The sequence below is a fragment of the Pseudomonas sp. LF020 genome, assembly GCF_053456425.1.
Genome location: NZ_JBRFIX010000003.1, coordinates 590,007 through 611,109, shown reverse-complemented (window position 1 = coordinate 611,109; position 21,103 = coordinate 590,007). Strand labels below are relative to the sequence as shown.

The 21,103-nt window shown below is 59.1% G+C and carries 17 protein-coding genes and 1 pseudogene; 8 read left to right on the top strand and 10 right to left on the bottom strand.

Annotated features, from left to right (window positions below):
- Positions 1-4 precede the first annotated feature (4 nt).
- From ACU680_RS10500 to ACU680_RS10470, 7 genes are all read left to right on the top strand, one after another.
- On the top strand, positions 5-1,600 hold the full coding sequence (locus tag ACU680_RS10500; protein ID WP_448179396.1) for a glycerol-3-phosphate dehydrogenase/oxidase: 1,596 nt from the start codon (positions 5-7) through the stop codon (positions 1,598-1,600).
- A 20-nt stretch (positions 1,601-1,620) separates the two neighbouring features.
- Positions 1,621-3,189, top strand: a complete 1,569-nt coding sequence (locus tag ACU680_RS10495) for an FGGY-family carbohydrate kinase (protein WP_448179395.1) — start codon at positions 1,621-1,623, stop codon at positions 3,187-3,189.
- A 228-nt stretch (positions 3,190-3,417) separates the two neighbouring features.
- Entirely contained in the window at positions 3,418-4,707 is a 1,290-nt protein-coding gene (locus ACU680_RS10490) for a phospholipase C/P1 nuclease family protein (protein WP_448179394.1), read from the top strand.
- Between the two features lie 43 nt (positions 4,708-4,750).
- The gene (locus ACU680_RS10485) at positions 4,751-6,709 is read left to right on the top strand and encodes a DUF1302 domain-containing protein (RefSeq protein WP_448179393.1); all 1,959 of its coding nucleotides are present in this window, start codon (positions 4,751-4,753) and stop codon (positions 6,707-6,709) included.
- A 148-nt stretch (positions 6,710-6,857) separates the two neighbouring features.
- Positions 6,858-8,231 (top strand): DUF1329 domain-containing protein, encoded by a 1,374-nt coding sequence (locus ACU680_RS10480; RefSeq protein ID WP_448179392.1) that lies wholly within the window; start codon positions 6,858-6,860, stop codon positions 8,229-8,231.
- A 390-nt stretch (positions 8,232-8,621) separates the two neighbouring features.
- Positions 8,622-8,867 (top strand): FitA-like ribbon-helix-helix domain-containing protein, encoded by a 246-nt coding sequence (locus tag ACU680_RS10475; protein ID WP_027614126.1) that lies wholly within the window; start codon positions 8,622-8,624, stop codon positions 8,865-8,867.
- Positions 8,864-9,283, top strand: coding sequence for a type II toxin-antitoxin system VapC family toxin (locus tag ACU680_RS10470; protein WP_448179391.1), 420 nt, complete (start codon positions 8,864-8,866; stop codon positions 9,281-9,283). The genes ACU680_RS10475 and ACU680_RS10470 overlap by 4 nt, the downstream gene beginning before the upstream one ends.
- A gap of 158 nt (positions 9,284-9,441) precedes the next feature.
- Here ACU680_RS10470 and ACU680_RS10465 read toward each other — a convergent pair whose 3' ends face one another.
- Both ACU680_RS10465 and ACU680_RS10460 read right to left on the bottom strand, forming a co-directional pair.
- Positions 9,442-10,146, bottom strand: coding sequence for a methyl-accepting chemotaxis protein (locus tag ACU680_RS10465; RefSeq protein ID WP_409347920.1), 705 nt, complete (start codon positions 10,144-10,146; stop codon positions 9,442-9,444).
- A 201-nt stretch (positions 10,147-10,347) separates the two neighbouring features.
- Positions 10,348-11,226: pseudogene (locus ACU680_RS10460) on the bottom strand (methyl-accepting chemotaxis protein); the annotation flags it as partial.
- A 390-nt stretch (positions 11,227-11,616) separates the two neighbouring features.
- Between ACU680_RS10460 and pmrG the strand changes: the two are divergent.
- Entirely contained in the window at positions 11,617-12,288 is a 672-nt protein-coding gene (gene pmrG / locus ACU680_RS10455) for a lipopolysaccharide core heptose(II)-phosphate phosphatase PmrG (protein WP_448179390.1), read from the top strand.
- A gap of 77 nt (positions 12,289-12,365) precedes the next feature.
- Here pmrG and ACU680_RS10450 read toward each other — a convergent pair whose 3' ends face one another.
- The 8 genes from ACU680_RS10450 to ACU680_RS10415 form a co-directional block, all read right to left on the bottom strand.
- Positions 12,366-13,805, bottom strand: coding sequence for an ArnT family glycosyltransferase (locus ACU680_RS10450; protein ID WP_448179389.1), 1,440 nt, complete (start codon positions 13,803-13,805; stop codon positions 12,366-12,368).
- Positions 13,806-13,874: 69 nt separating this feature from the next.
- On the bottom strand, positions 13,875-14,462 hold the full coding sequence (gene rimJ / locus ACU680_RS10445; RefSeq protein WP_448179388.1) for a ribosomal protein S5-alanine N-acetyltransferase: 588 nt from the start codon (positions 14,460-14,462) through the stop codon (positions 13,875-13,877).
- Between the two features lie 220 nt (positions 14,463-14,682).
- Complete coding sequence (locus tag ACU680_RS10440) at positions 14,683-16,089, bottom strand: DUF2252 domain-containing protein (protein WP_448179387.1); 1,407 nt, start codon at positions 16,087-16,089, stop codon at positions 14,683-14,685.
- Positions 16,090-16,165: 76 nt separating this feature from the next.
- Complete coding sequence (locus ACU680_RS10435; RefSeq protein ID WP_448179386.1) at positions 16,166-16,612, bottom strand: hypothetical protein; 447 nt, start codon at positions 16,610-16,612, stop codon at positions 16,166-16,168.
- A gap of 397 nt (positions 16,613-17,009) precedes the next feature.
- Positions 17,010-17,648, bottom strand: a complete 639-nt coding sequence (locus ACU680_RS10430; protein WP_448179385.1) for a retron system putative HNH endonuclease — start codon at positions 17,646-17,648, stop codon at positions 17,010-17,012.
- A gap of 1 nt (position 17,649) precedes the next feature.
- A complete protein-coding gene (locus ACU680_RS10425; RefSeq protein WP_448179384.1) occupies positions 17,650-19,107 on the bottom strand; it encodes an AAA family ATPase in 1,458 nt (485 codons plus the stop codon).
- Positions 19,108-19,744: 637 nt separating this feature from the next.
- Positions 19,745-20,353: a class I SAM-dependent methyltransferase gene (locus tag ACU680_RS10420; RefSeq protein WP_448179383.1), complete on the bottom strand. Its 609-nt coding sequence runs from the start codon at positions 20,351-20,353 to the stop codon at positions 19,745-19,747.
- Positions 20,350-20,862, bottom strand: a complete 513-nt coding sequence (locus tag ACU680_RS10415) for a hypothetical protein (RefSeq protein ID WP_448179382.1) — start codon at positions 20,860-20,862, stop codon at positions 20,350-20,352. Before ACU680_RS10415 ends, ACU680_RS10420 begins: the two co-directional genes overlap by 4 nt.
- Positions 20,863-21,103: the final 241 nt, after the last annotated feature.

Genomic DNA, 21,103 nt, shown 5'->3' with positions numbered 1-21,103 from the left:
GGCCATGCACCCGGACTGGAACGCCGCGTGGCGCCAGCAAGCCTTGCCGACATTGGCCGACGAAACGTGGGACCTGATCGTCATCGGCGGTGGCATCAGCGGTGCCGGCATTCTGCGCGAAGCGGCGCGGCGCGGTTGGCGTTGTCTGCTGCTGGAGCAACGGGATTTCGCCTGGGGCACCTCCAGCCGATCATCGAAAATGGTTCATGGCGGTTTGCGTTACATCGCCAAGGGCCAGTGGCGGCTGACCCGTGATTCAGTGCGCGAGCGTCAGCGCCTGCTCGACGAAGCGCCGGGGCTGGTTGAACCGATGAGTTTCATGATGCCGCACTATCGCGGCGGCTTTCCCGGGCCGCGTGTGCTTGGTGGCCTGTTGTCGGTTTATGACGCATTGGCGGGGCGGCGCAGCCATCGATTTCATGACGCGCAGCAAATGCGTTTTCTCGCGCCGGGGGTGAAGGAAACCCAGCTGCTGGGTGGCACCTGTTTTATTGATGCACTGACCGATGACGCACGGCTGGTGATGCGCGTGTTGCACGAAGCGCGGGCCGATGGCGCGGCGGTGCTCAACGGGGTGTGCGTCGAACATCTGCTTCGCGAAAACGGTCGGGTGTGCGGGGTGCAGGTCGAAGATTGCGAAGCGGGTGGGTCGCTGCAATTGCGTTGCGGCGTACTGGCGGTGGCGACCGGGGCATGGGCTGAGCGCTTGCGGTTGCCCGAGGCACCACGACAACTGCGGCCTTTGCGCGGCAGTCATCTGCTGCTGCCGGGCTGGCGTTTGCCGGTGGCGCAGGCGTTCACGTTTCTGCATGAGCGCGACCGTCGGCCGGTGTTCGTTTTTCCGTGGGAAGGGGCGACGGTGGTCGGCACTACGGATCTCGATCATCGCGAGAATCTGGACCAGAGCGCGAGCATCAGCGCCGAAGAACTCGACTATCTGCTGGCGGCTTGCACGCAACAATTTCCCGGTGCCGAAGTGACGGCGAGCGATGTGCTGTCGACCTGGTCCGGCGTGCGTCCGGTGGTGGGCAGCGCGACGGGTGAACAGCAAGGCAAGCCGTCGAATGAAACCCGTGAACATGTGCTGTGGCAGGAACCGGGGTGCGTCACGTTGGCCGGCGGCAAGCTGACGACGTTTCGCCCGCAAGCCATCGAAGTGCTCAAGGCCTGTGCCGATATGCTTGGCCGCGATTTCGAAGATGATGGCGCCGCCGTTTTTGCCGCCGTAGCGCCACGGCCGATCCCCGGACTCAGCCCGCAACAGTGGCGACGGCTGGCCGGCAGACACGGCCGCGATCTGCCGCGACTGGCGCAGTTGATCGCCGAGTTGGGTCACGAAACGGTCGGTAACACCGACACCTTGTGGGCAGAACTGGCCTTCGCCTGTGAGGCGGAAATGGTGCTGCACCTCGATGATCTATTGCTGCGTCGTACCCGTCTGGGACTGTTGCTGGCGCGCGGTGGCGAAGCGCATTTCGCGGCCATCCGCCAACTCTGTCAGCCCCGCCTGGGCTGGGACGATGCACACTGGCAACAAGAGCTGCAGCGTTACCGGGCGTTGTGGCAACGCCATCACGGTCTGCCGGATGCCACGCCTTGATGCCCCTTGAAGAGAGCGCCATGGATAACCACTCGAACAAGCGCTACCTGCTGGCGATCGACAACGGCACCCAGAGCGTGCGCGCATTGCTTTTCGATTTGCAGGGCAATTTGCTCGGCAAAGGCAAGGTCGAATTGCAGGCGTACTACTCGACGCAACCGGGCTGGGCCGAGCAGGACCCGGAATATTACTGGGCGAAACTCGGCGAGGCCTGCCAGCAGGTGTGGACGCAAACCGGGATTGATCGCTCGCAGATTGCCGGGGTGTCGCTGACCACCCAGCGCGGCACGGTGATCAACGTCGATGCTCAGGGCAAGCCGCTGCGCCCGGCGATTCTGTGGCTCGATCAGCGCCAGAGTGAAGTCGAGGGCGGGATCAAGGGACCGTGGGGCTGGCTGTTCAAACTGGTCGGCGCGCAGGCCACGGTGGATTATTTTCGCGCGCAGGCCGAGGCCAACTGGATCGCCAGACACCAGCCTGAAGTCTGGGCGGCGACCGACAAGTTTCTGCTGCTCTCGGGCTTTCTCACTCATCGCTTGTGTGGGCGCTTTGTCGACTCGGTCGGCTGCTGCGTCGGCTACCTGCCGTTCGACTTCAAACGCCTGAAATGGGCCGCGCCCAGTGACTGGAAATGGCAGGCGTTGGCGGTGCGTGCGGAGCAATTGCCGACCTTGCACAAACCCGGTGAAACCCTCGGCTACATCAGCGCTGAAGCGAGCCGCCACACGGGGATTCCCGAGGGTCTGCCGCTGATTGCCGCGGGCGCTGACAAGGCCTGCGAAGTGGTCGGCTCCGGCGTGGTCGATGCGAGCACGGTGTGCCTGTCCTACGGCACCACGGCGACGATCACCAGCACTCGCTCGCGCTACCTGGAAATCGTCCCGCTGATCCCGCCGTACCCCTCGGCGGTGCCGGATCAGTACAACTGCGAGGTGATGATTTATCGCGGTTACTGGATGGTCAGCTGGTTCAAGAACGAGTTCGGCCTGCGCGAAATGCAGCAGGCCAAGGAGCAGGGCATTGAACCCGAGCAACTGTTCGATGCGCTGGTGAATGCGGTGCCGCCGGGGTCGATGGGGCTGATGCTGCAACCGTACTGGTCGCCGGGGATTCGTGAGCCGGGTGTGGAAGCCAAAGGCGCGATGATCGGCTTCGGCGACGTGCACACCCGCGCGCATATTTACCGGGCGATTCTGGAAGGGCTGGCGTATGCGTTGCGCCAGGGCCTGGAGAACATCGAGAGGCGTTCGAAGGTGTCGGTCAAGCGTCTGCGGGTGGCCGGTGGCGGTTCGCAGAGTGATGCGGCGATGCAGCTAACGGCGAATATTTTCGGCCTGCCGGCAGAGCGTCCGCATGTGTACGAAGCGTCGGGGCTGGGCGCGGCGATCTGCTGTGCGGTGGGGTTGGGCTTGTATGCGGACTTCCCCACGGCGATCGCTGCGATGACGCGAGTGGGCACGGTGTTCACGCCGCAGCCCGAGGCGCAGCAGGTCTATGAGCGTCTGTACAAAGAGGTGTACCTGCGCATGTATCGCCAGCTCAAACCGTTGTATCAGAGCATCCGCAAAATCACCGGTTACCCCGCCTGAAACAACACCACCAATCCCCTGTAGGAGCTGCCGAAGGCTGCGATCTTTTGACTTGGATTTTTAAAAACAAGATCAAAAGATCGCAGCCTTCGGCAGCTCCTACACAGGTGAGCGGTGAGCTTCATATGGCGCTATCGGAGACTTTTTCTGGTGAGATCGGACAGTGTCAGCGCCGGGGGCGGTTGTTAGGCTCAACCCCCACAGCACCTCCAATAAGAATTAAAAGCAATGAAGCTGACATTTCTCCTGTTGCTGCTTTGTGCAACGGCCCCAACGGCGTGGGGCTGGTCGAACCACACGGTGGGCAGCTATCTGGCGTTGCAGGAACTGCCGGCGCTGCGCGATGCGCCGCCGGTCGAGGTCGAGCCGCTGGAGCGTTTTCTCGCCGAGCAGTATCCGGCCGTGGTCGCGCTGCTGGAGCAACAGGAAAACTTCGCCCGTGAACACTTCACCCAATACCTGCCGCGCCCCGACAATCTGAAGCTGCCCGCCGTACCGAGCGACAATCTGCGCCACGATTTTCTCACCGCGCTGCGGCTCAATCCGCGCATTCATCTGGCGATGGTCATTCAGCCGCTGCCGGGTCATGACCTGCCTGAGCGCGAACACCTCAGCGCCGATCAGGTGATGGTCGAGCAGACGCTGTCACCGTGGAATCGCCAGCGTTTCATTCGCGTGGCGGACGGCGAAAAAGTCGCGACGCTGGCGGTGCTGGCCAGTGCTGCCGACGAGCCGGATTACGGTCACGACATCAACCTGTTCAGCGACAACCCTGGTGAGGTCGGCGCGCTGTATGGCTTCGGCCCGCAGCCGTTCGGTGATGCGCGTTTTCAGTACAGCTCGCAGGCGCCGTTCCACATGGGCTTCTTCCATGAAAGCCCGGTGGTGTATGCCGCTGCCGGATTTCTTCAGCGCAGTTGGCCGGACTGGCGCGCCTATCAGTACCTGGGGCTGGCGCGTTTGGCATTCGCCTCTGGTCATCCTTACTGGGGCTATCGGTTTCTCGGTTGGGGCGTGCACCACGTGCAGGACCTGACCCAGCCGTATCACGCCAAGCCGCTGCCCGGGGTCGAGCTGCCGAGTCTGTTGTTGCTGGAAGGCAAGGCGCTGGCCGGTTTTGCCGAGGACAAACAGGCGTCCATCGAGCGCGTCGCCACCCGCCATATGGAAATCGAGAAGTATCAATCGACCTGGCTGCGCCGCGTGCTGCGTGCCGGTCAGGCGCATCCGATGCTCGCGGCCTATGGCGATGTGGCCGAGGACAAACAGTATCCGCCGTACTCGGTGGACTACTTGCGCGACGTGGTCAGCGCCGAGTCGGTTGAGGACTCGGCGGCGTTCGATGACGCCATCGGCCAGTGGCTGGAGACGGCCCCGGTGACCAGTGATTTCAGCAGCGGCAATCAGTTGCAGCGCGAGACGTTCGAGCATCCGGCACTCAATCAGCAGCTGTTCAGACTGCTCGGCCATTTCGGCGCGCACAGCCGGATTTATGTCCGTGCGGGACTGGCACCGTAGCCATCGCGGCCACGCATAAAACAATAAGAACAAGGAGGAACCCATGATCAACACTCGATTGCGCCTCACCGGCGTAGCACTTCCCGGTGTCGGCCTGGCAGGGCTGCTGCAACTCTGTGCGGTGGATGCGCTGCAGGCTGCCGAGTTCAGCGTGCTGGGCAATCAGGTCACCGGCTCGATCGACACGACCCTGTCCTATGGTCGCTTGTGGCGGGTGCAGGGCCGCGACAAGAACAACGATGACGTCAACACCAACGACGGCAATCGCAACTTCGACACCGGGCTGGTTTCCGAGGTGTACAAGATCACTTCCGAGCTTGAGGCCAACTACCAGAACTACGGGATGTTCCTGCGCGGCACGGCGTTCTACGACACCCAGTTGATGGACAAACGCAACGATTACTACCGCAACAACAACCCGGCGCAGCCGAGCCAGAGCTATCCGCAGGACGACCGTTTCACCAGCCAGACCCGCGACATCGCCGGCAGCCGGATCGAGATGCTCGACGCCTATGTCTACGGCAATTGGGACGTGGCGCAGATGCCGGTGACCGCGCGGGTCGGGCGTCAGGTGTTCAACTGGGGCGAGGGGATTTTCTATCGCGGCGGGATCAACACCACCAACCCCGTCGACGCGGCGAAATACCGTTTGCCGGGGGCCGAGGTCAAGGAAGTGCTGATGCCGGTGGAGGCCGTGAGCTTCAACATTGGCCTCAGCGATTCGCTGACCCTGGAGAGCTTCTACCAGACCAACTGGAAGGAAACCCGCATCGACCCGGTTGGCACGTTCTACTCGCAGACCGACCTGTTCGCCGATGGCGGCAACACCGGTTACAACAACTTCAGCGGCACCGCGCTTGATACCCCGGTGCCGGGTTTCGGCAACGTTATCGGGCTGTACAGCGCACTGGGCAACAACCCGTTGCTCAGCCCGGCGCTGAAAAGCACCGGCCTGTACGCCAACGGTGTGACGCCGGCCTACGGCAATACGCTGAAAGTGGCGTCGATCGGCAAGGACTACAACGCGCGCAACGATGGTCAGTTTGGCTTTGCGTTTCGCTACATCGCCGAGGAGCTCAACAGCACCGAGTTCGGCCTGTATCTGGTCAACTACCACGCCAAGGAGCCGACCATCGCCGCTGACCTCGGTGGCTACAAAGGCATCGACATGAATGCCCTGACCAACATGCTCTCCAGCGTCGCTGGCAGTCAGGGCGGGGCGCTGGCGAATGGTCTGGCGACAGCCGACGTGATGGGCAACATTCAGGCGCATCGGCGTTACGCCGAAGACATTCGCATGTACGGGTTCAGCTTCAACACCACTTTGGGCCAGGCTTCGGTGTTCGGCGAGATCGCCTATCGGCCGAACCTGCCAATCGGCATTGCAGCCACCAACGATTTGATCGGCGACCTGGCCAACGGTGCCGCTGTGGCAGTGACCGGCAAGCCCGTCAACGTTGGCGGGCAGATGGTCACCCTCGACAGCGAGATCAACAACGCCGAGCGTGTCGAGGCTTTCAACACTTCGCTGGGCAGCATCTACAACTTCGGCCCGACGCTGTCGTTCGACTCGATGTTCGGCATTTTCGAACTGGCCTCCGAACACCTGCGCGGCAGCAGCCTGCAATACACCGCCTACGACGGCAGCACGCGCTATTACGCCGGTACCGGCAACACCTCTTATGTGTCCGGCGGTGATCGTGACGATCAGGTCAACCGCAACTCCTACAGCTACACGGTGATGTTCAACGGCACCTGGAACGACGTGTACGCCGGGGTCAACGTCTCGCCGTACGTCGTCTACAAGGATGACTTCAAGGGCAACAGCTATCAGGCCGGCAACACCATCGACGGGCGCAAGGCCTACACCCTGGGGATCAAGGCCAACTACCAGAACAAGCTCGAAGCCGAGGTGCAATACACCAACTTCTGGGGCGGCGGGCAGAACAACGGGATTCGCGACCGCGACAACGTTGGGTTCAATCTCAAGTATTTCTTGTGAGTTTCAGACGCAGATCCCGGGACAACTCATCCCCCTGTGGGAGCGGGCTTGCCCGCGAAGACGGCAGCACATTCGACATCAATGGTGGCTGACCCACCGCTATCGCTGGCAAGCCAGCTCCCACAGGGTACGCATTCTGGAGAAGAACATGTTTCATATTTCAAGATTGACGAAGACAACGCTGGCGCTTGTGCTGGGTCTCGCTGCGAGCAGCGCTTTCGCCGCCATCACCCCCCAACAAGCCGAACAACTGAAAACCACCCTCACACCCATGGGCGCCGAGCGCGCGGGTAACGCCGCCGGCACCATCCCGGCCTGGACCGGCGGCATCACCCAGGCGCCCGCCGGCTACAAACCGGGCCAGCATCACCCGGATCCATACGCCGCGGACAAGCCGCTGTTCACCATCACCAAGGCCAATCTGGATCAGTACAAGGCCCACCTCAGCCCCGGTCAGATCGCGCTGTTCAACAGCTACCCCGACACGTTCCAGATGCCGGTCTATCCATCGCGTCGTTCCGGTTCGGCGCCTCAGTGGCTGTATGACAACACCCTGAAGAATGCCACCTCGGCCAAGCTGCTGGAGGGCGGCAGCGGGTTCGCCGATGCCTACGGCGGCGTGCCATTCCCGGTGCCCATGGACGGCATCGAAGTGCTGTGGAACCACATCACCCGTTATCGCGGGATCTACGTGGTGCGCCGCGCATCCGAAGCGCCGGTGCAGCGCAACGGCAGCTTTGCGCTGGTGACTTCGCAGCAAGAAGCGCTGTTCAACTTCTACCGCCCGGGCGGGCAGTACGCCGACCTGAAAAACATCCTGTTCTATTACCTCGCCTTCGTGAAAAGTCCGGCGCGACTGGCCGGTGGCGCAGCGCTGGTGCACGAGATGCTCGATCAGCTCAAGGACCCGCGCCAGGCCTGGGTCTACGACGCCGGCCAGCGTCGCGTGCGCCGTGCGCCGAACCTGGCGTATGACACGCCGATCGCCTCATCCGATGGCCTGCGCACGGCAGACGATACCGACCTGTTCAACGGCGCGCCGGATCGCTACGACTGGAAGCTCAAGGGCAAGCAGGAAATCTACATTCCCTACAACAACTACAAGGTCGGCAGTCCCGACGTGAAGTACGCGCAACTGCTGACCCCGGGCCACCTCAACCCGCAATTCACCCGTTACGAGCTGCACCGCGTGTGGGTGGTCGAGGGCAACCTCAAACCGGGTGCGCGACATGTCTATTCCAAGCGCGTGCTGTTCCTCGACGAGGACAGCTGGGGCGCGGCGCTGGTTGATCAATACGATGGGCGAGGGGAGTTGTGGCGAGTGTCGATGGCCTACCTGAAAAACTTCTACGACCTGCCGACCACCTGGAGCGCACTGGACGTGTTCCACGACCTGCAGGCCCGGCGTTACTACGTGCAGAACCTCGACAACGAAGAAGCCTCCACCGTCGACTTCTCGCAACCGGTGCCGGAAGACGCGTATTTCATGCCATCGGCGTTGCGCCAGCGCGGGACACGATAGAGGCGTATCACAACCCCTGTAGGAGCTGCCGAAGGCTGCGATCTTCTGACCTTGATTTAAAAACCAGGATCAAAAGATCGCAGCCTGCGGCAGCTCCTACACGAAGGCGTGTTGTCTGGGAGATCAGGGTGGTCGGGCTGACGCCATCGCGAGCAGGCTCGCTCCTACAAGGGATTGGCGTTGTTCACATGATTCTGTGTTCAACGCATTACCTGTGGGAGCGGGCTTGCCCGCGATTGGATTTACGCTTTGGCTGCTGACTGAAGGTCAGACGCGGATATGGCTGACCATCTGCTGCAATGAGAATGGCCGTTCGGAAGATTGCCCGGTGTGAGCCAGAACGGATGTGTTAGTCTGCAATCAATGATTTCATTGATTGCAGGAGGCGTCATGGCCAGCATCACCATTCGAAACCTTGACGAGAAGCTCAAGGAACAGTTGCGTATCACCGCTGCACACAACGGACACTCCATGGAAGAAGAGGCGCGCCTGATTCTCGGTCGAGCCTTGGCAACGGTGGATCGTGCCGGCGGACTTGGAAGCCGGATACGCAACAGATTCAGTGCTCTCGGCGGAGCAGAACTTGATCTGCCAGAGCGCTCAGAGAAAGCCACCGGGGTGGATTTTTCTGAATGATAGTGCTCGATACCAACGTGCTTTCAGAGTTCATGCGTATTGAACCTGAAGCCAGGGTGCTGGCCTGGGTTGATGCGCAGCCCGCTATGGATCTGGTCATCAGTGCGATAACGGTGGCAGAGATACTCCACGGCATCGCCCGACTTCCCTCAGGCAAGCGCAAACAGAATCTTCAAGCCCATGCGATGGCAATGTTCGAAGAGGATTTCGCCGGACGCATTTTGCCGTTCGATGCGCATGCGGCTGTCGAGTACGCGTCACTCGTCGCAGATTGCGAGGCAAAGGGAAGGGCGGTGTCGATGGCTGATGCTCAGATAGCCGCAATCTGTCGGGCTCATGGTGCGGCAATCGCCACGCGTAACGTGAAGGACTTTCAGTTCTCGGGAGTGGAAGTGATTAATCCGTGGGAAGCGTGAGCGTTGAGGCAGTGAGTATGGGCTGACTGGACTGACGCAATCGCGGGCAAGCCCGCTCCAACAGGTTTTTCGGTCGTTCACATATTTTGTGTTCGACTCGTTTCCTGTGGGAGCGGGCTTGCCCGCGATTCGATTTACGCTTTGGCGCTGACTGAAGGTCAGACGCGGAAGTGGCTGACCATCTGCTGCAACTGCCCACCCAGGCGCGCCAGTTCAACGCTGGACGCTGCGGTTTCGTCGCTGGCCGCGGCGGTCTGTTCCGACACGTCGCGCACGTTGATGATGCTGCGACTGATCTCTTCGGCCACGGCGCTTTGCTGTTCGGCAGCGGCGGCGATCTGCTGGTTCATCGACTGGATGTTCGACACCGTGCGGGTGATGTTTTCCAGGGAGTCGCCAGCCTTGCGGGTCAGGGCCACGCTGCTGTCGGTCAGGGCGCGGCTGTTGTTCATCACGGCAGCCACTTGCTGGGTGCCGTTCTGCAGACCGGCGACCAGGCCTTCGATTTCTTCGGTGGATTTCTGCGTACGCTGAGCCAGGCCACGGACTTCGTCGGCAACCACGGCAAACCCACGACCGGCTTCACCGGCACGCGCCGCCTCAATCGCGGCGTTGAGTGCCAGCAAGTTGGTCTGTTCGGCCACGGCCTTGATCACGTCCATGACGCTGCCGATCTTGTCGCTTTCCTGTTGCAGCACGCTCATGGCTTCGGTGGAACGCACCACTTCGCTGGCCAGACGCTCGATCTGCGCGATGGCTTCGTTGACCACCTTGTCGCCTTCACGGGCTTCGCCATCAGCGGCGGCAGCGGCTTGCGAGGCTTCTTCGGCGTTGCGCGCGACTTCCTGCACGGTGGCGGTCATCTCATGCATGGCGGTGGCCACCTGATCGGTCTCGACCTTCTGGCTGTTCACGCCAGCGCTGGTCTGCTCGGTCACGGCGGAGAGTTCTTCGGCGGCGCTGGCGATCTGGGTGACGCCGTCGCGGATACCGCTGATCAGGTCGCGCAGGGTCACGCCCATGCGCGCGATGCCTTGTTGCAGCACGCCGAGTTCGTCGCGGCGGGTAACGGTGACGTTCTGGGTCAGGTCGCCGCTGGCAATGCGCTCGACCACGGCCAGGGTGTCTTGCAGCGGACGGGTGATCTGACGGGTGATGATCACCGCGGCAATCACACCGACCAACAGCGCCAGCAGGGTGCTGATCAGCTGGAAAGTACGGGCCTGGGCGCTTTCGATGTCGCGACGGTCGAGTTGAATCTGGTACAGCTGCTCGCTGGTGGTGACGATCGCGGTGCCCTGATCGGTCATCTCTTTACGCGCCTGCACCGCTTCGCTGTTGGCGTTCTTGTACGCCTGCAACGCGCTGCGGTAGTTGGTCAGGGCGGTTTCCAACTGACGAAGCGTGTCTTGCTGAGTCGCCGAGAAGTGCGTGTTCAACTGCTTGAGGCTGTCGATGGCCACGTTCAGCTGGCCGACGGCTTTCTGCTCGGTTTCGTTATTGGTGGTGGCGGTGTAGCCGCGCACTTCATAGCGCGCGAGGATGAACGCTTCCTTGGCTTCGGTGATCGCCTGGAACTGTTCGAAGCGCTGCTCGCTCATGTCCATTTGCTGCACGCGCTTGCTGATCGCTTCGATCAGGTTGTAAGCGGTGTCTGCGTTAGTGCCCATCACGTCGCGGGCACTGTTGCCGGTGCGGTAGGCGTTGCGCATCTTGTTCAGCGAGGCTTGGTATTCAGCGATGGTCGCCGCCTGCTCTTTCAGCAGTTTGACGTTTTCCGGGCTCTTGAACTTGTTGATCAGCGCCTGTTGTTGCGCGGCGAAGCTTTCGAGAGTGGTCTGTACATTCTGCGCGGCGGTTTCGTCGCCGTTGGTCAGCATGTATTGCAGGCGCACCACGCGCAGCTTGGTCAGACCGGCATTGAGCTGGGTGATGTCGCTCATCCAGTTGCTGCGGTCAATCAGGCCGCCGAGGCTGGTCCAGCCAGTCAGGGCGAGGACGCAGGTCAGGGCCAGGACCAGGCCGAAGCCCAGGCCCAATTTCATGTTCACGCTGATGTTGCCGAACCAGCTATTCATCACAATTCCTCCAGGAACGTTGTGCTTCTTGATCGTCGGTCAGGCTGGAAGATTGTTGTTTTTTTGAGCCAGCAAGGGTGTTAGCAGGACTGTATCGGCCGCAAACACGAGAGCTGAAAGGATTTTGTCCGGCGGAATTTGTAACAAGGGCACTTCAAGACTTTTTTCACATACGTTTCACCGACCGCTTACGCCGGCTTCACTAACCTCGCCGCATCGAATTGACTGTTATGGATGCCGACGAGGTGGCCCGATGTGGAATTGAGACTGAGTCTGTTCGGCGTCAAACGCTCGATATCCCTGAGCGGATTGGCCCGCTATCGCAATACCTGGGCCGTGCTTGGCGCATCGCTGCTGGTGATCCCGTTGACCCTGTGGCTGCTCGCCCCGGCGGCGGTGCCGGACCTGGCCCATGGCAATGTGTCCGGTGCCAAGGCGCTGGCGGCCGGGTGGGCCAAGGGCGATATGATTGTGCTGGTGCGTCACGTCGAGCGCTGCGATCACTCCCCGGCGCCGTGCCTGAGTGGCGATGATGGCATCACCGACCGCTCGCGCAGTGTTGCGGTTGGTGTCGGCGCACAGTTCGAGCATCTGGGCCTGAATAACGCCGACATCTACAACAGCCCGATGCTGCGCACCGTGCAGACCGCCGGTTACATGTTCAACCGCGCGGCCAGTGGCGAAGACTGGCTGATCAGCTGCAAGGGCCACATCCTGCAGGAAGCGCTGGCGCACAAGCTTCCGGGACGTAACCTGATCCTGGTGACCCACAGCGAATGCATGGCGGAGTTGGAGAAGGACTTGAATTCACCGGTTTCTGATCCTGGCTACGGTTCCTCACTGTTTGTGTCTGCCGCAAACAAAGCGGACCCGCGCGTGCTTGGCTTCATCGAAGCCTCCGACTGGCACTCAGTGAGCACTCGATGAACTGACGTTTGCCAAGCGTCAGCGCAAACAAAACCCGCCGGTGACGGCGGGTTTTTTATTGTCTGGCACGAAAGATGTCAGTAGCCGACGAAGTAATACGCCTGGCGCCCGACCATCATGGTCTTCAGCACTTTGAGCGGTGCGACGGGTTCGCTGTCTGCCGAGATCACCGCGACATTGGAGGGCGAGGCACTGAGGAAATCGTGCAGCTGCGCGTCGGTGTCCAGCCCCTTGAGCACGCTTTGCGTGTAGAACACGCTGGCGCCGCCGACCCGTTCATTGGCCTGGAACAGTGCGACCTGCTGACCATTGGCCTGCAAGCTCTGAATGTGTTCGGTCAAAGGCAGGAACGACAACTCCTTGTCGGCGTTGGGCAGTGCCCACTGCGCGGCGCCGAGGTAGCTGGCGATCACCACCGTGAGCAATCCTGCGGCAATCGCCTGACGATGGCGGGCGACTTTTCCGATGAAGCGGTCTGCGTTTTCACGCGCCTGCAAGCGATCGAACAACACCCGTGCGTACTCAGCGGCGATCACCGCCGCCGCCGGGGTCATCGACATCAGGTAGACCGTGCGCTTGCTTGAGGCCAGGGTCAGCATGATGAACTGCGCGACGATCCACAGGCTGAAAAACAGCAGGTAACGGTTGGCCTTCAGTTCTTTGCGGAAATGCCACAGCCCCAGGTACACCAGAATGTTCCACGGCAGGAACGCTTCCGGCAGTTTGGCCAGATAGTAATAGAACGGCTCGTAATGCCCGGCCTCAACGAACGAGCCGCTGAAGCGACCGACGCTGTTGGTCAGCAGCACTTCAGCGACAGCGTGCGAACCACCGCGCTGATAGAGCACGGCGAGCCAGATCAGCAATGGGATCAGGCCCGCTACCGTGAGCAGGCCGGGACGCAGCCAGGCGCCGATCTTCAAGCGCCTGTCGATCAGGTTGTCGGCCAGCAGGTAGGCGAAAATCACCACCCCCGGCATCGCCAATCCCAGTACGCCCTTGCTCAACGTGGCGATGGCGATCCCGACGATAAACAGCAGCGAGTTAGCCGCGTTCGGTGCGCGTTGCGCCTGAAAGAATGCCAGCAACGCGGTGGTCACGCCGAGCGCCAGCAACGCATCCTCGCCGACCCCGCGCACGTTGCTCCAGTAACTGGCCATGGTCGCCAGCAGAATCCCCGCCGTCCAGGCGACGGCTTTCGGCCGACCGAAGCGGCGCAGCATGCCATACAGCACCATTACACTGAGCAACCCGGCCACCGCCGACGCCAGCCGCACCGCCCACGGCGAAACCCCGAACACGCGCATGGCGCCGGCGTCCAGCCACAGGCTCAGCGGCGGTTTTTCCAGAAACGGTTCGCCGAACAGGCGCGGCGTCACCCAGTCGTCGTCCAGATGCATCTCCATGGCGATCCCGGCGACCCGGGCCTCGGTGGAGCCTTGCAACTGGTGGTTACCCAAAGCGAAAAAAAACAGCAGGGCGGCGAGTAGAAACAGCGAAGTGGCGGCACGCGGCATGGGTTTCAGGCAACCGGAAAGGGCAGGAGCCTTGAGCATACTTCGCCAATGCTTAACAAATTGTGAAACTCACGCCAGTTGACGCGACCAACGCTTCTCCGGCGTTTCGAACAACGGATTGACCAGCGCCGTCAGCACATGGTCCTGCCAGCGCCCGGCGATATTCAGATAGGCCTTGGCGTAGCCCTCGCGCTCGAAACCGAGACGCTCCAGCAAGCGCGCACTGCGCTCGTTGCCGGGCATGTAATTGGCCATGATCCGATGCAGGTTCTGCGTATCGAACATATAGCCGATGCCAGCCTCCAGGCCTTCCTGCATCAAACCCTGACCCTGATGCGCGTGGTCAATGTGATAACCCAGATAACACGCCTGAAACGCGCCGCGAATGATCCCGCTGAAATTGCACGCGCCGATCATCTGTTGGCCGTCCGCCGTCAGCAGAGCGAAATGCATCGCCAGCCCGGCCTCGTAGGCACTGGCCTGGACTTCAAGGCGTCGGCGAATCTGTTCGCTGGAAAAGTATTCGGTGGTGCGAATCGGCGACCAGGGGGCGAGATGGCGCTGGTTGCGTGCATAGAAGTCACTTTCCAGCTCGGCCTGTTCCGGAGCGAGGATGGCGAGCGTCAGGCGTTGGCAGGGCAGGCTCAGCAGTGACATCGGGCGCTCCGGTTGGCAGGGTCGAGGGACAGGATTGCCCACGAAATGGAAAAAAACAAACCGGGTGTATCGCTTCGGCAGCAAACGCTAGGCAAAAAAAAGCCCGCGGGAGAGCGCGGGCGAACCGTAGTTTCTTGAATGAGCGAGCGGACTGTACCGTGTTGATCGAACGGGGGCAGTGAAGAAAAATTCATCTCGATAGCGAGCGCTCTGCAACGCATCAAGGCAAGTGATCCGCAGCGAAATCGGCTTCCGAACGTGCCCGCAGCCGGCCCTTGCGACAGGCCTGTTGAAAGCGTTCGAAGTCGCGCTCGTTCTGCGCGGTGTAACTGCGTGCGTATTTGAATAGGGCGTCAGCCAAGGCATCGCCCTTGCCAATGTAGCCGCTGATGACCGCCGCATTGCCCGAGGCCTTGGCGTGGGCGCGGGCCAGTGCGCGGCCACAGACCCGGGCATAGGCGGCGAAGGTTTCGGCGTCGAAGTTTTCCAGCTCGGCGGAGATCTTCATGTCGCGCAATTGCCGGACGTAAAAATGCCGACCACTGGGACCAGTGGTCCAGCCGAGGAACAGGTCGCTCGCCGACTGCATCAAGCGCTGCCCTTCGACCACCCGCTGGCCTTCATGGCGCGTGCGGGACTTGGCCTTCACATAGTCGGCGAGCACTGAGCGCCGGGCCTCCTTGAATTGCAGAAACAACGGAAACTCCTGATCGTCGGTCAGCAGCGCCACCAGACACCGCGTGCCCACACTGCCCACGCCGACCACTTTGAACGCCAGATCCTGCACGTGAAACCGCGAGAGCAATTCCCGTCGGTCAGCCTGCAGCGTGGTGCGATAGTCACGCATGAACGTATCGAACAACGGCCGCCAGTCGGCCAGTCGCAGCCAGTCATCATCGGCGTCGAGCAGCGTGGTGTTCTTGTGCAGGTGGAAAATCTCCGGCAAATCGTCACGAATGACCAGCCGCCCATTCGCGTCGCGCTCGCTGATCTTCGGCAGCAACTCGGCGTGGGTGCGCCGTTCGGCTTTATCAACGGCACGCTGCACATGCTCCAGCGCACTCTTGCGCGCCTGATCGAGCAAGTCTTCGTACTTGATCGATTCGTACCAGGTTTCCAGCGCACTCTGTTCGGCGCACTCCAGCATCGTCGCCTGATAGGCGCCGACCATCTGCCGACACACATCTTCCTCAACCGACTCGCCATGGCGCAAATCCCGCGCCGCCACCACAAAACTCGCCGCCAGCCGCTTCACATCCCATTCCCAAGGCCCGGGATGCGCCTCGTCGAAATCATTCACGCTGAACAGCAGATTGCGCTCCGGCGTGGCAAACCCGCCGAAATTCATCAAATGCGCATCCCCACAGATCGGCCCGACCAGCCCCATGTTCTGGGTGCTCGACAGATCATGCGCCTGCAGCAACGCATTGCCACGGAAGAACGTGAAGGGCGACACCAGCATCCGCCCGTAACGCAGTTCCACCAGTGAGGCGACGCGGCCCTGACTGGAGGCCTTGATCAGCGGGATCGGATCGCGGTTCATTTTACCGGTGGTGGCGTGGGCGCTGCGCGAGCATTTTTTGCGGGCGTCTTTGCCTTGCTTCATGCGGGTTTGGAGGGTGGTCATCAGCGCTCGCTCTGGGAAGGGGCGCTGTGAGTGTAGAAGGGGATTTGGGGTTTATCCGTCGAGCCGTCGCTGCCTTTCAGGGACTTTTTGTTGCCGGTTTTTTCGCGTCCGCCGGGGCGTTGTCGGAAAGCCACAACGACAACGAATAACTGGCCACCGCCTGCCGCCGCGCCGCGTTGCGCATCAGATACACCTGAACCGTGTACTCGCCATTAACAGGCACCGCACCGGCAAAGTGATCGCCCATGATCGAACCGTTGAACAGTGCTTCGTCGGCCCCTTGCGCGGTGATATTGAAATAGGCGGACGTGTTGGATGATTTGAGATCGACAGTCAGCGTCTGACCGGCCTTGGCGACGAGTTTGTATTCGGCGGTTTGATGGCCCTTGATCTTCTGTTTGAACTGCACGCTGCCGACTTCGCTTTTGAACGTGACCTGTTGTACACGGGGGGGAGGGGCGTCTGCGGCGATGGCGGGGAGTGACATCAACGAGGCCAGGGCGGCGGCGATCCAGGTGTTCATGGTGGGTAATCTCCGTGATGTTCAAGCCGTAGGTTGGAGTTTGTGCGCGATTATCTTTCAGTCACTGTGACAGTCCAATTCGGCGGGAGTGCAGCCTGCGCTGGAGGGGGGGGCTCCGTTGCGGAACGCCAGATGCGACAAAGCCCGCACTGGGCGGGCTTTGTCGTTGAGAGTTGGTGGGCCGGGGTAATTTGAACTGAATTCTTAAAATATTGATTTTTATAGATTATTTTTTGTTAGCTTTTTCGTTGGAATACCATTTGGAATACCGTGCGCGGATCTACTTAAATTGCCGCCTTTTGTCGGTCAGAGCTGAATTCCATATCTGTATTTCGGATCTCTATTTTGAGCTCAAGCAATGGCTTCTGAAAGCAAATGGCGGCGCTGGTTCTTACCTTCACGCGCTCTGACGAGTCAGCACATGTCTGATGGCTGTCGCGTACGGCAAATGCGAGGTGTCGCGTACCTCCCGCTCCAACTCCTCAACCCAACTATCATCGTCGGGGTAAGCCTCGGCGTAGTCTGCAAAAATCTCCATGGTCTGAATATAGCCGCAGAGCTGCGCGCGACGAATCTGGTTTAAGGCTCCGTCCAACACAAGAATGCGGATGGTTTCTGTGGCACGAAGATGGTTGTTTGCCGTCAGCCCCGCACGTGGCCGCACGGTGCCGCCGGGCGTGAAGAGCAAGAATACGTCAGGATCTTCGATATCAGGCTTGATCAGTGCTTCTGGGGGATAAGCTCCACACTGGTCCTTGGCCATTCCGCAAGTTCCGGCACGGTTGCAGGAGCCAAACAGATTGCTCCAATCAAACGTACCTTGGGGGTATCTCCAGCGCTGGCGGAAATGTTCGATATGACGATTTCCATCACCCATTGGCCCATCGCAGTAAGCACATCGAGGCCCTTGCATTAAGTCCAGCGACAGCCAGATAGCCATGCGCTCTTCGGGTGTCACAGCACTCCAGGCATCCCGGCCATGCCGGTAACGTCTCAGGCCCGCCGGAGGTTCGTCTTGTCTATTCAGACGCCGCACCTCAACGCTCCCTGTTGCCAAATTCGCGGGGCAGGCGCTGCTTGATTCCCTGTAAACGAACCAGCCGATCAAGTTCGTGCACAACTGGATGTTCAGCCCCGAAATGGGCTTCCAGCTTGTCTCTCAATATACGTCCCTCAGGCTGCTCATGAAGGTTCTGTTGAATCAGTGCCTGGTAATCAGAAACCCAGATGGCCTCAGGCACGTGAGGTACCGGATCGACGCCCATGATACGGGCCAACAGGTCGGAGCTGGCGACGCCGCGGGTTTGCCATTGTGGCTCGCTGACGGTGGTGACCCGGCTGGTGGTCTCGGGATCGATTTCGTTGCGCAGGATTCGCACACTGTTTGATGAGACCGTACTCAACACCTGAGGACTGTGGGTTGTCACGATAAGCTGCATGGCCGGGAACGCCTGGGCCAGGTTGAGCAGCACTACTTGTTGCCATTCCGGATGCAGGTGCATGTCGACTTCGTCGATAAGCAGCAGGCCTGGTGTCTTTTGCGCCGCTTGCGCACCAAGATGGCCGTTGAGTTTGGTTGCGCGAAATGCGATATCGGCCACCATGCCTATCATGTTGCGAATACCGTCGCTGAGCCACTCGACTGGTAGTTCGCCTAATTGCTCATGTCGGGCAACCAGCGTGTCGCGGGTGAAGGAGTACTCGATACCGCTCCAGCCTGCTGGTTGAATGCACACGTTCACGGCTCGACTAACTGACTGGATGTAGGTGTCGAATTCGGTTTTGGCAATGCTGACCCCTGCTTCAAGCGCTTTGAGTTGGGCTTCTTTGGCATTCAGGCTCCAGTAGCGAAACCATTGCACGAACGATTTATAGCTGGATGCCGGATCGAGGCAGTCGGTGTAGCCGACGGTTCTTGAGGTGCGTTGGATGTTCTTCGCATCTGTCAGTTTTTTTTGCTGCCACAGACGTCCAGTGCCGTAGTACGCGATCAGTGGCAGAACGACCTCAGTGTCGGGCGTGCGCGAAGCTTCTTGCATGCGCTTGCCATAGACAACCAATTCCTTGGCGTCTTTGATCGAGGTCTTGGTCTTGGTCGCGCTGGAAAGGTGACGGCGCCAAATAGTGGGCAGCAGATCATCGGACAGCCGATCGAGCAGACTGCCGGGAACGAATCCGGTAGCCTCGAGCCTAGCCCCTCGAGGGGCGTATTCCATTTCGTTTGTAGCGGTTTGTCTGGCACGAAACTGGCGAATATCACTTGGCTCAAAATGCTTGCCCACCGCCTCGTCAAATGCCCCTATATAAGGACCAAAGGCGATGGCGATGGCGTCGAGGATGGACGTTTTACCCGTACCATTGGCCGCAACCAATACTGTCAACTGCGGGTGGAAGTCGATATCGATCGATTCAAAGCAGCGGAAATCACGCAGTCGCAACTGGGAAAGCCGCAGCGAATTTCTTCCGGCACTCGTCATGTTTTCCTGGGTGCCCATGCGAAACTCCAGCCGACACTTAAAACGCTAGTCTACCTGTTGACCTGCTTCCAGCGCAGCCTCTGGGAGGAACTGAAAAAGTCGTCCTGATTTTGACGAAGAGCCTCACGTTCTCCCCCTTCAATTTCTTGTCTGGTGAGAGGGAGGGGGGGCGGCATAAGCATGTGAGAGTATGAGTAAACTAAAAGCTGGCAATACTTCTTGCACGGTGGACCTCGTTGGGCATATGTTTAATCACTCGATGCCTTTGCAAGAGCGTGGTCAATCCGTTGGGGATGAGCATTGCCAGTGCATTCAACGCTTTGCAGAAAGCACCTCGCGAAGTCGTTTTGGGTTTAATAAGAGTGTTTTCACATCCCAAGTGCGACCGGCCGCCGCACCAGACAACTTAATCGTTGAGTTTAGGTGCGCTTGAGAGTCAGGTGCGTTATCTGGTGAATCGCCCCGGTTTCGAATACATTGCCTTAAACTGATTCCAATTAAGGGGGGCAAAAGCACCCCGCACTCCTTAGTATAACTCAAAAAAGTTATTAATTAAGTGGTCGAAAAAAATGGCCTGACGATGATGAGGTCGCATGTTCTGACATGCCAGCTAATAGCCTGTGATCGTGAATGGTGCGCGCTATTGTTGTTGATATTATTTTTTTGCGAATACTATTTTTTTCCAAATGATTTCTTTTCGGCTTAAAGAATCTTTTGTTTCTCTGCTAATATAGATTGGTTTAAGTTTGGATTTATCTGATTGCTTTAAGAGTTCCTCTACGGATACCGGGTACATTATTCTAGTTGTGTCGGGTGTTCCGATTCTTAGCGTGATGGCTAAGTGCTTTCCTGCTTTCAAAAGATCGCTAATTCTTTTTAGTGATATTTCTCTCTCGTAAGGAGCTATGTGCATCCATACGGCGCTCATTAATACAAAGTCGTAGGTGTTGTTGTTTAGTGCTAAAAGATTTGGAAGGCAATCATTTATCCAGGTTATATTTTTGTGATGGTTTTTTTTCTGCGCAAGGGCGAGCATTTTATTACTGGGCTCAACAGCAGTTACCTGATAGCCGCGGCGTGCAAGTGATAGCGCATCACGCCCAGAACCACATCCTATATCCAAAACTTTCGCGTCGGTGTTCGTTGGTAGGAACTTTATGAGTTGTCTGTGGACGTTAGAGAAGTACAGCTTGCTGTAGTCGTCAAAGTATTTGGTACTCTCGGAGTCATAGCTCGCCCATGTCGTGCTATTTTTTGAAATCATTGATTAAATACTTCTATTTTTTGAGGGTAGAGGTAGTTGTTTATGGTGTGAGGTTCCGATTTTTTATTTTCGGTACTGATTTTTTCGATGTTGCTAGCGCCAGCGATACTCAAACATGCAGCTGTCAGTAGAAGGAGAGTCCAGCACGTGATTACAGTGTAGTTTCCTTTACTGTCGTTTTGCTGGTTAAAGGCCAGCTGGAGATTTATATGTTTTTTTATTAATTGTCTAAGGCGAACAATTATGGGAATGGTCAGGATGTTGACCGTCGCTGCAAAAGATAGCGCCAATACCTTTGGCAAATCACCACTGATGGAGGCTGCGCCATACCAGATACCACCAGTGATCGCGATAACCATGCTAGGGACCTGCCATAGCTGTTGATTGAGCGATCTTAAATGGTGGCCTGCCTCAAGGTAGCGAAGTTCCTCTTTTTTGAATTGCCATTTTATCCGCTCAAGCTCTTTGGCGTTTTCATGCTTGATAGCTTCGAAATCCGGGTCGTTCATCAATATTACGGTCTGTCTTGTCATTGGGTGTCTCAGTCTAACTGGAATTCGTGCCGGCGCCGCAATGACGATTGGATGGATCGCGGGCAGCAAGACCTGTTGCCGGATCCAGGTGGGTGGGCGCGCGCGACCCTTGCCTTAGGTCGAGATTAGGCTAATTGACTGAAATGTTGAAAAAATGAACGCCTTTGGACGCCCCGATACCCTGCGTTAGGCCTCTCAATAAAGTATTCTACGAGTA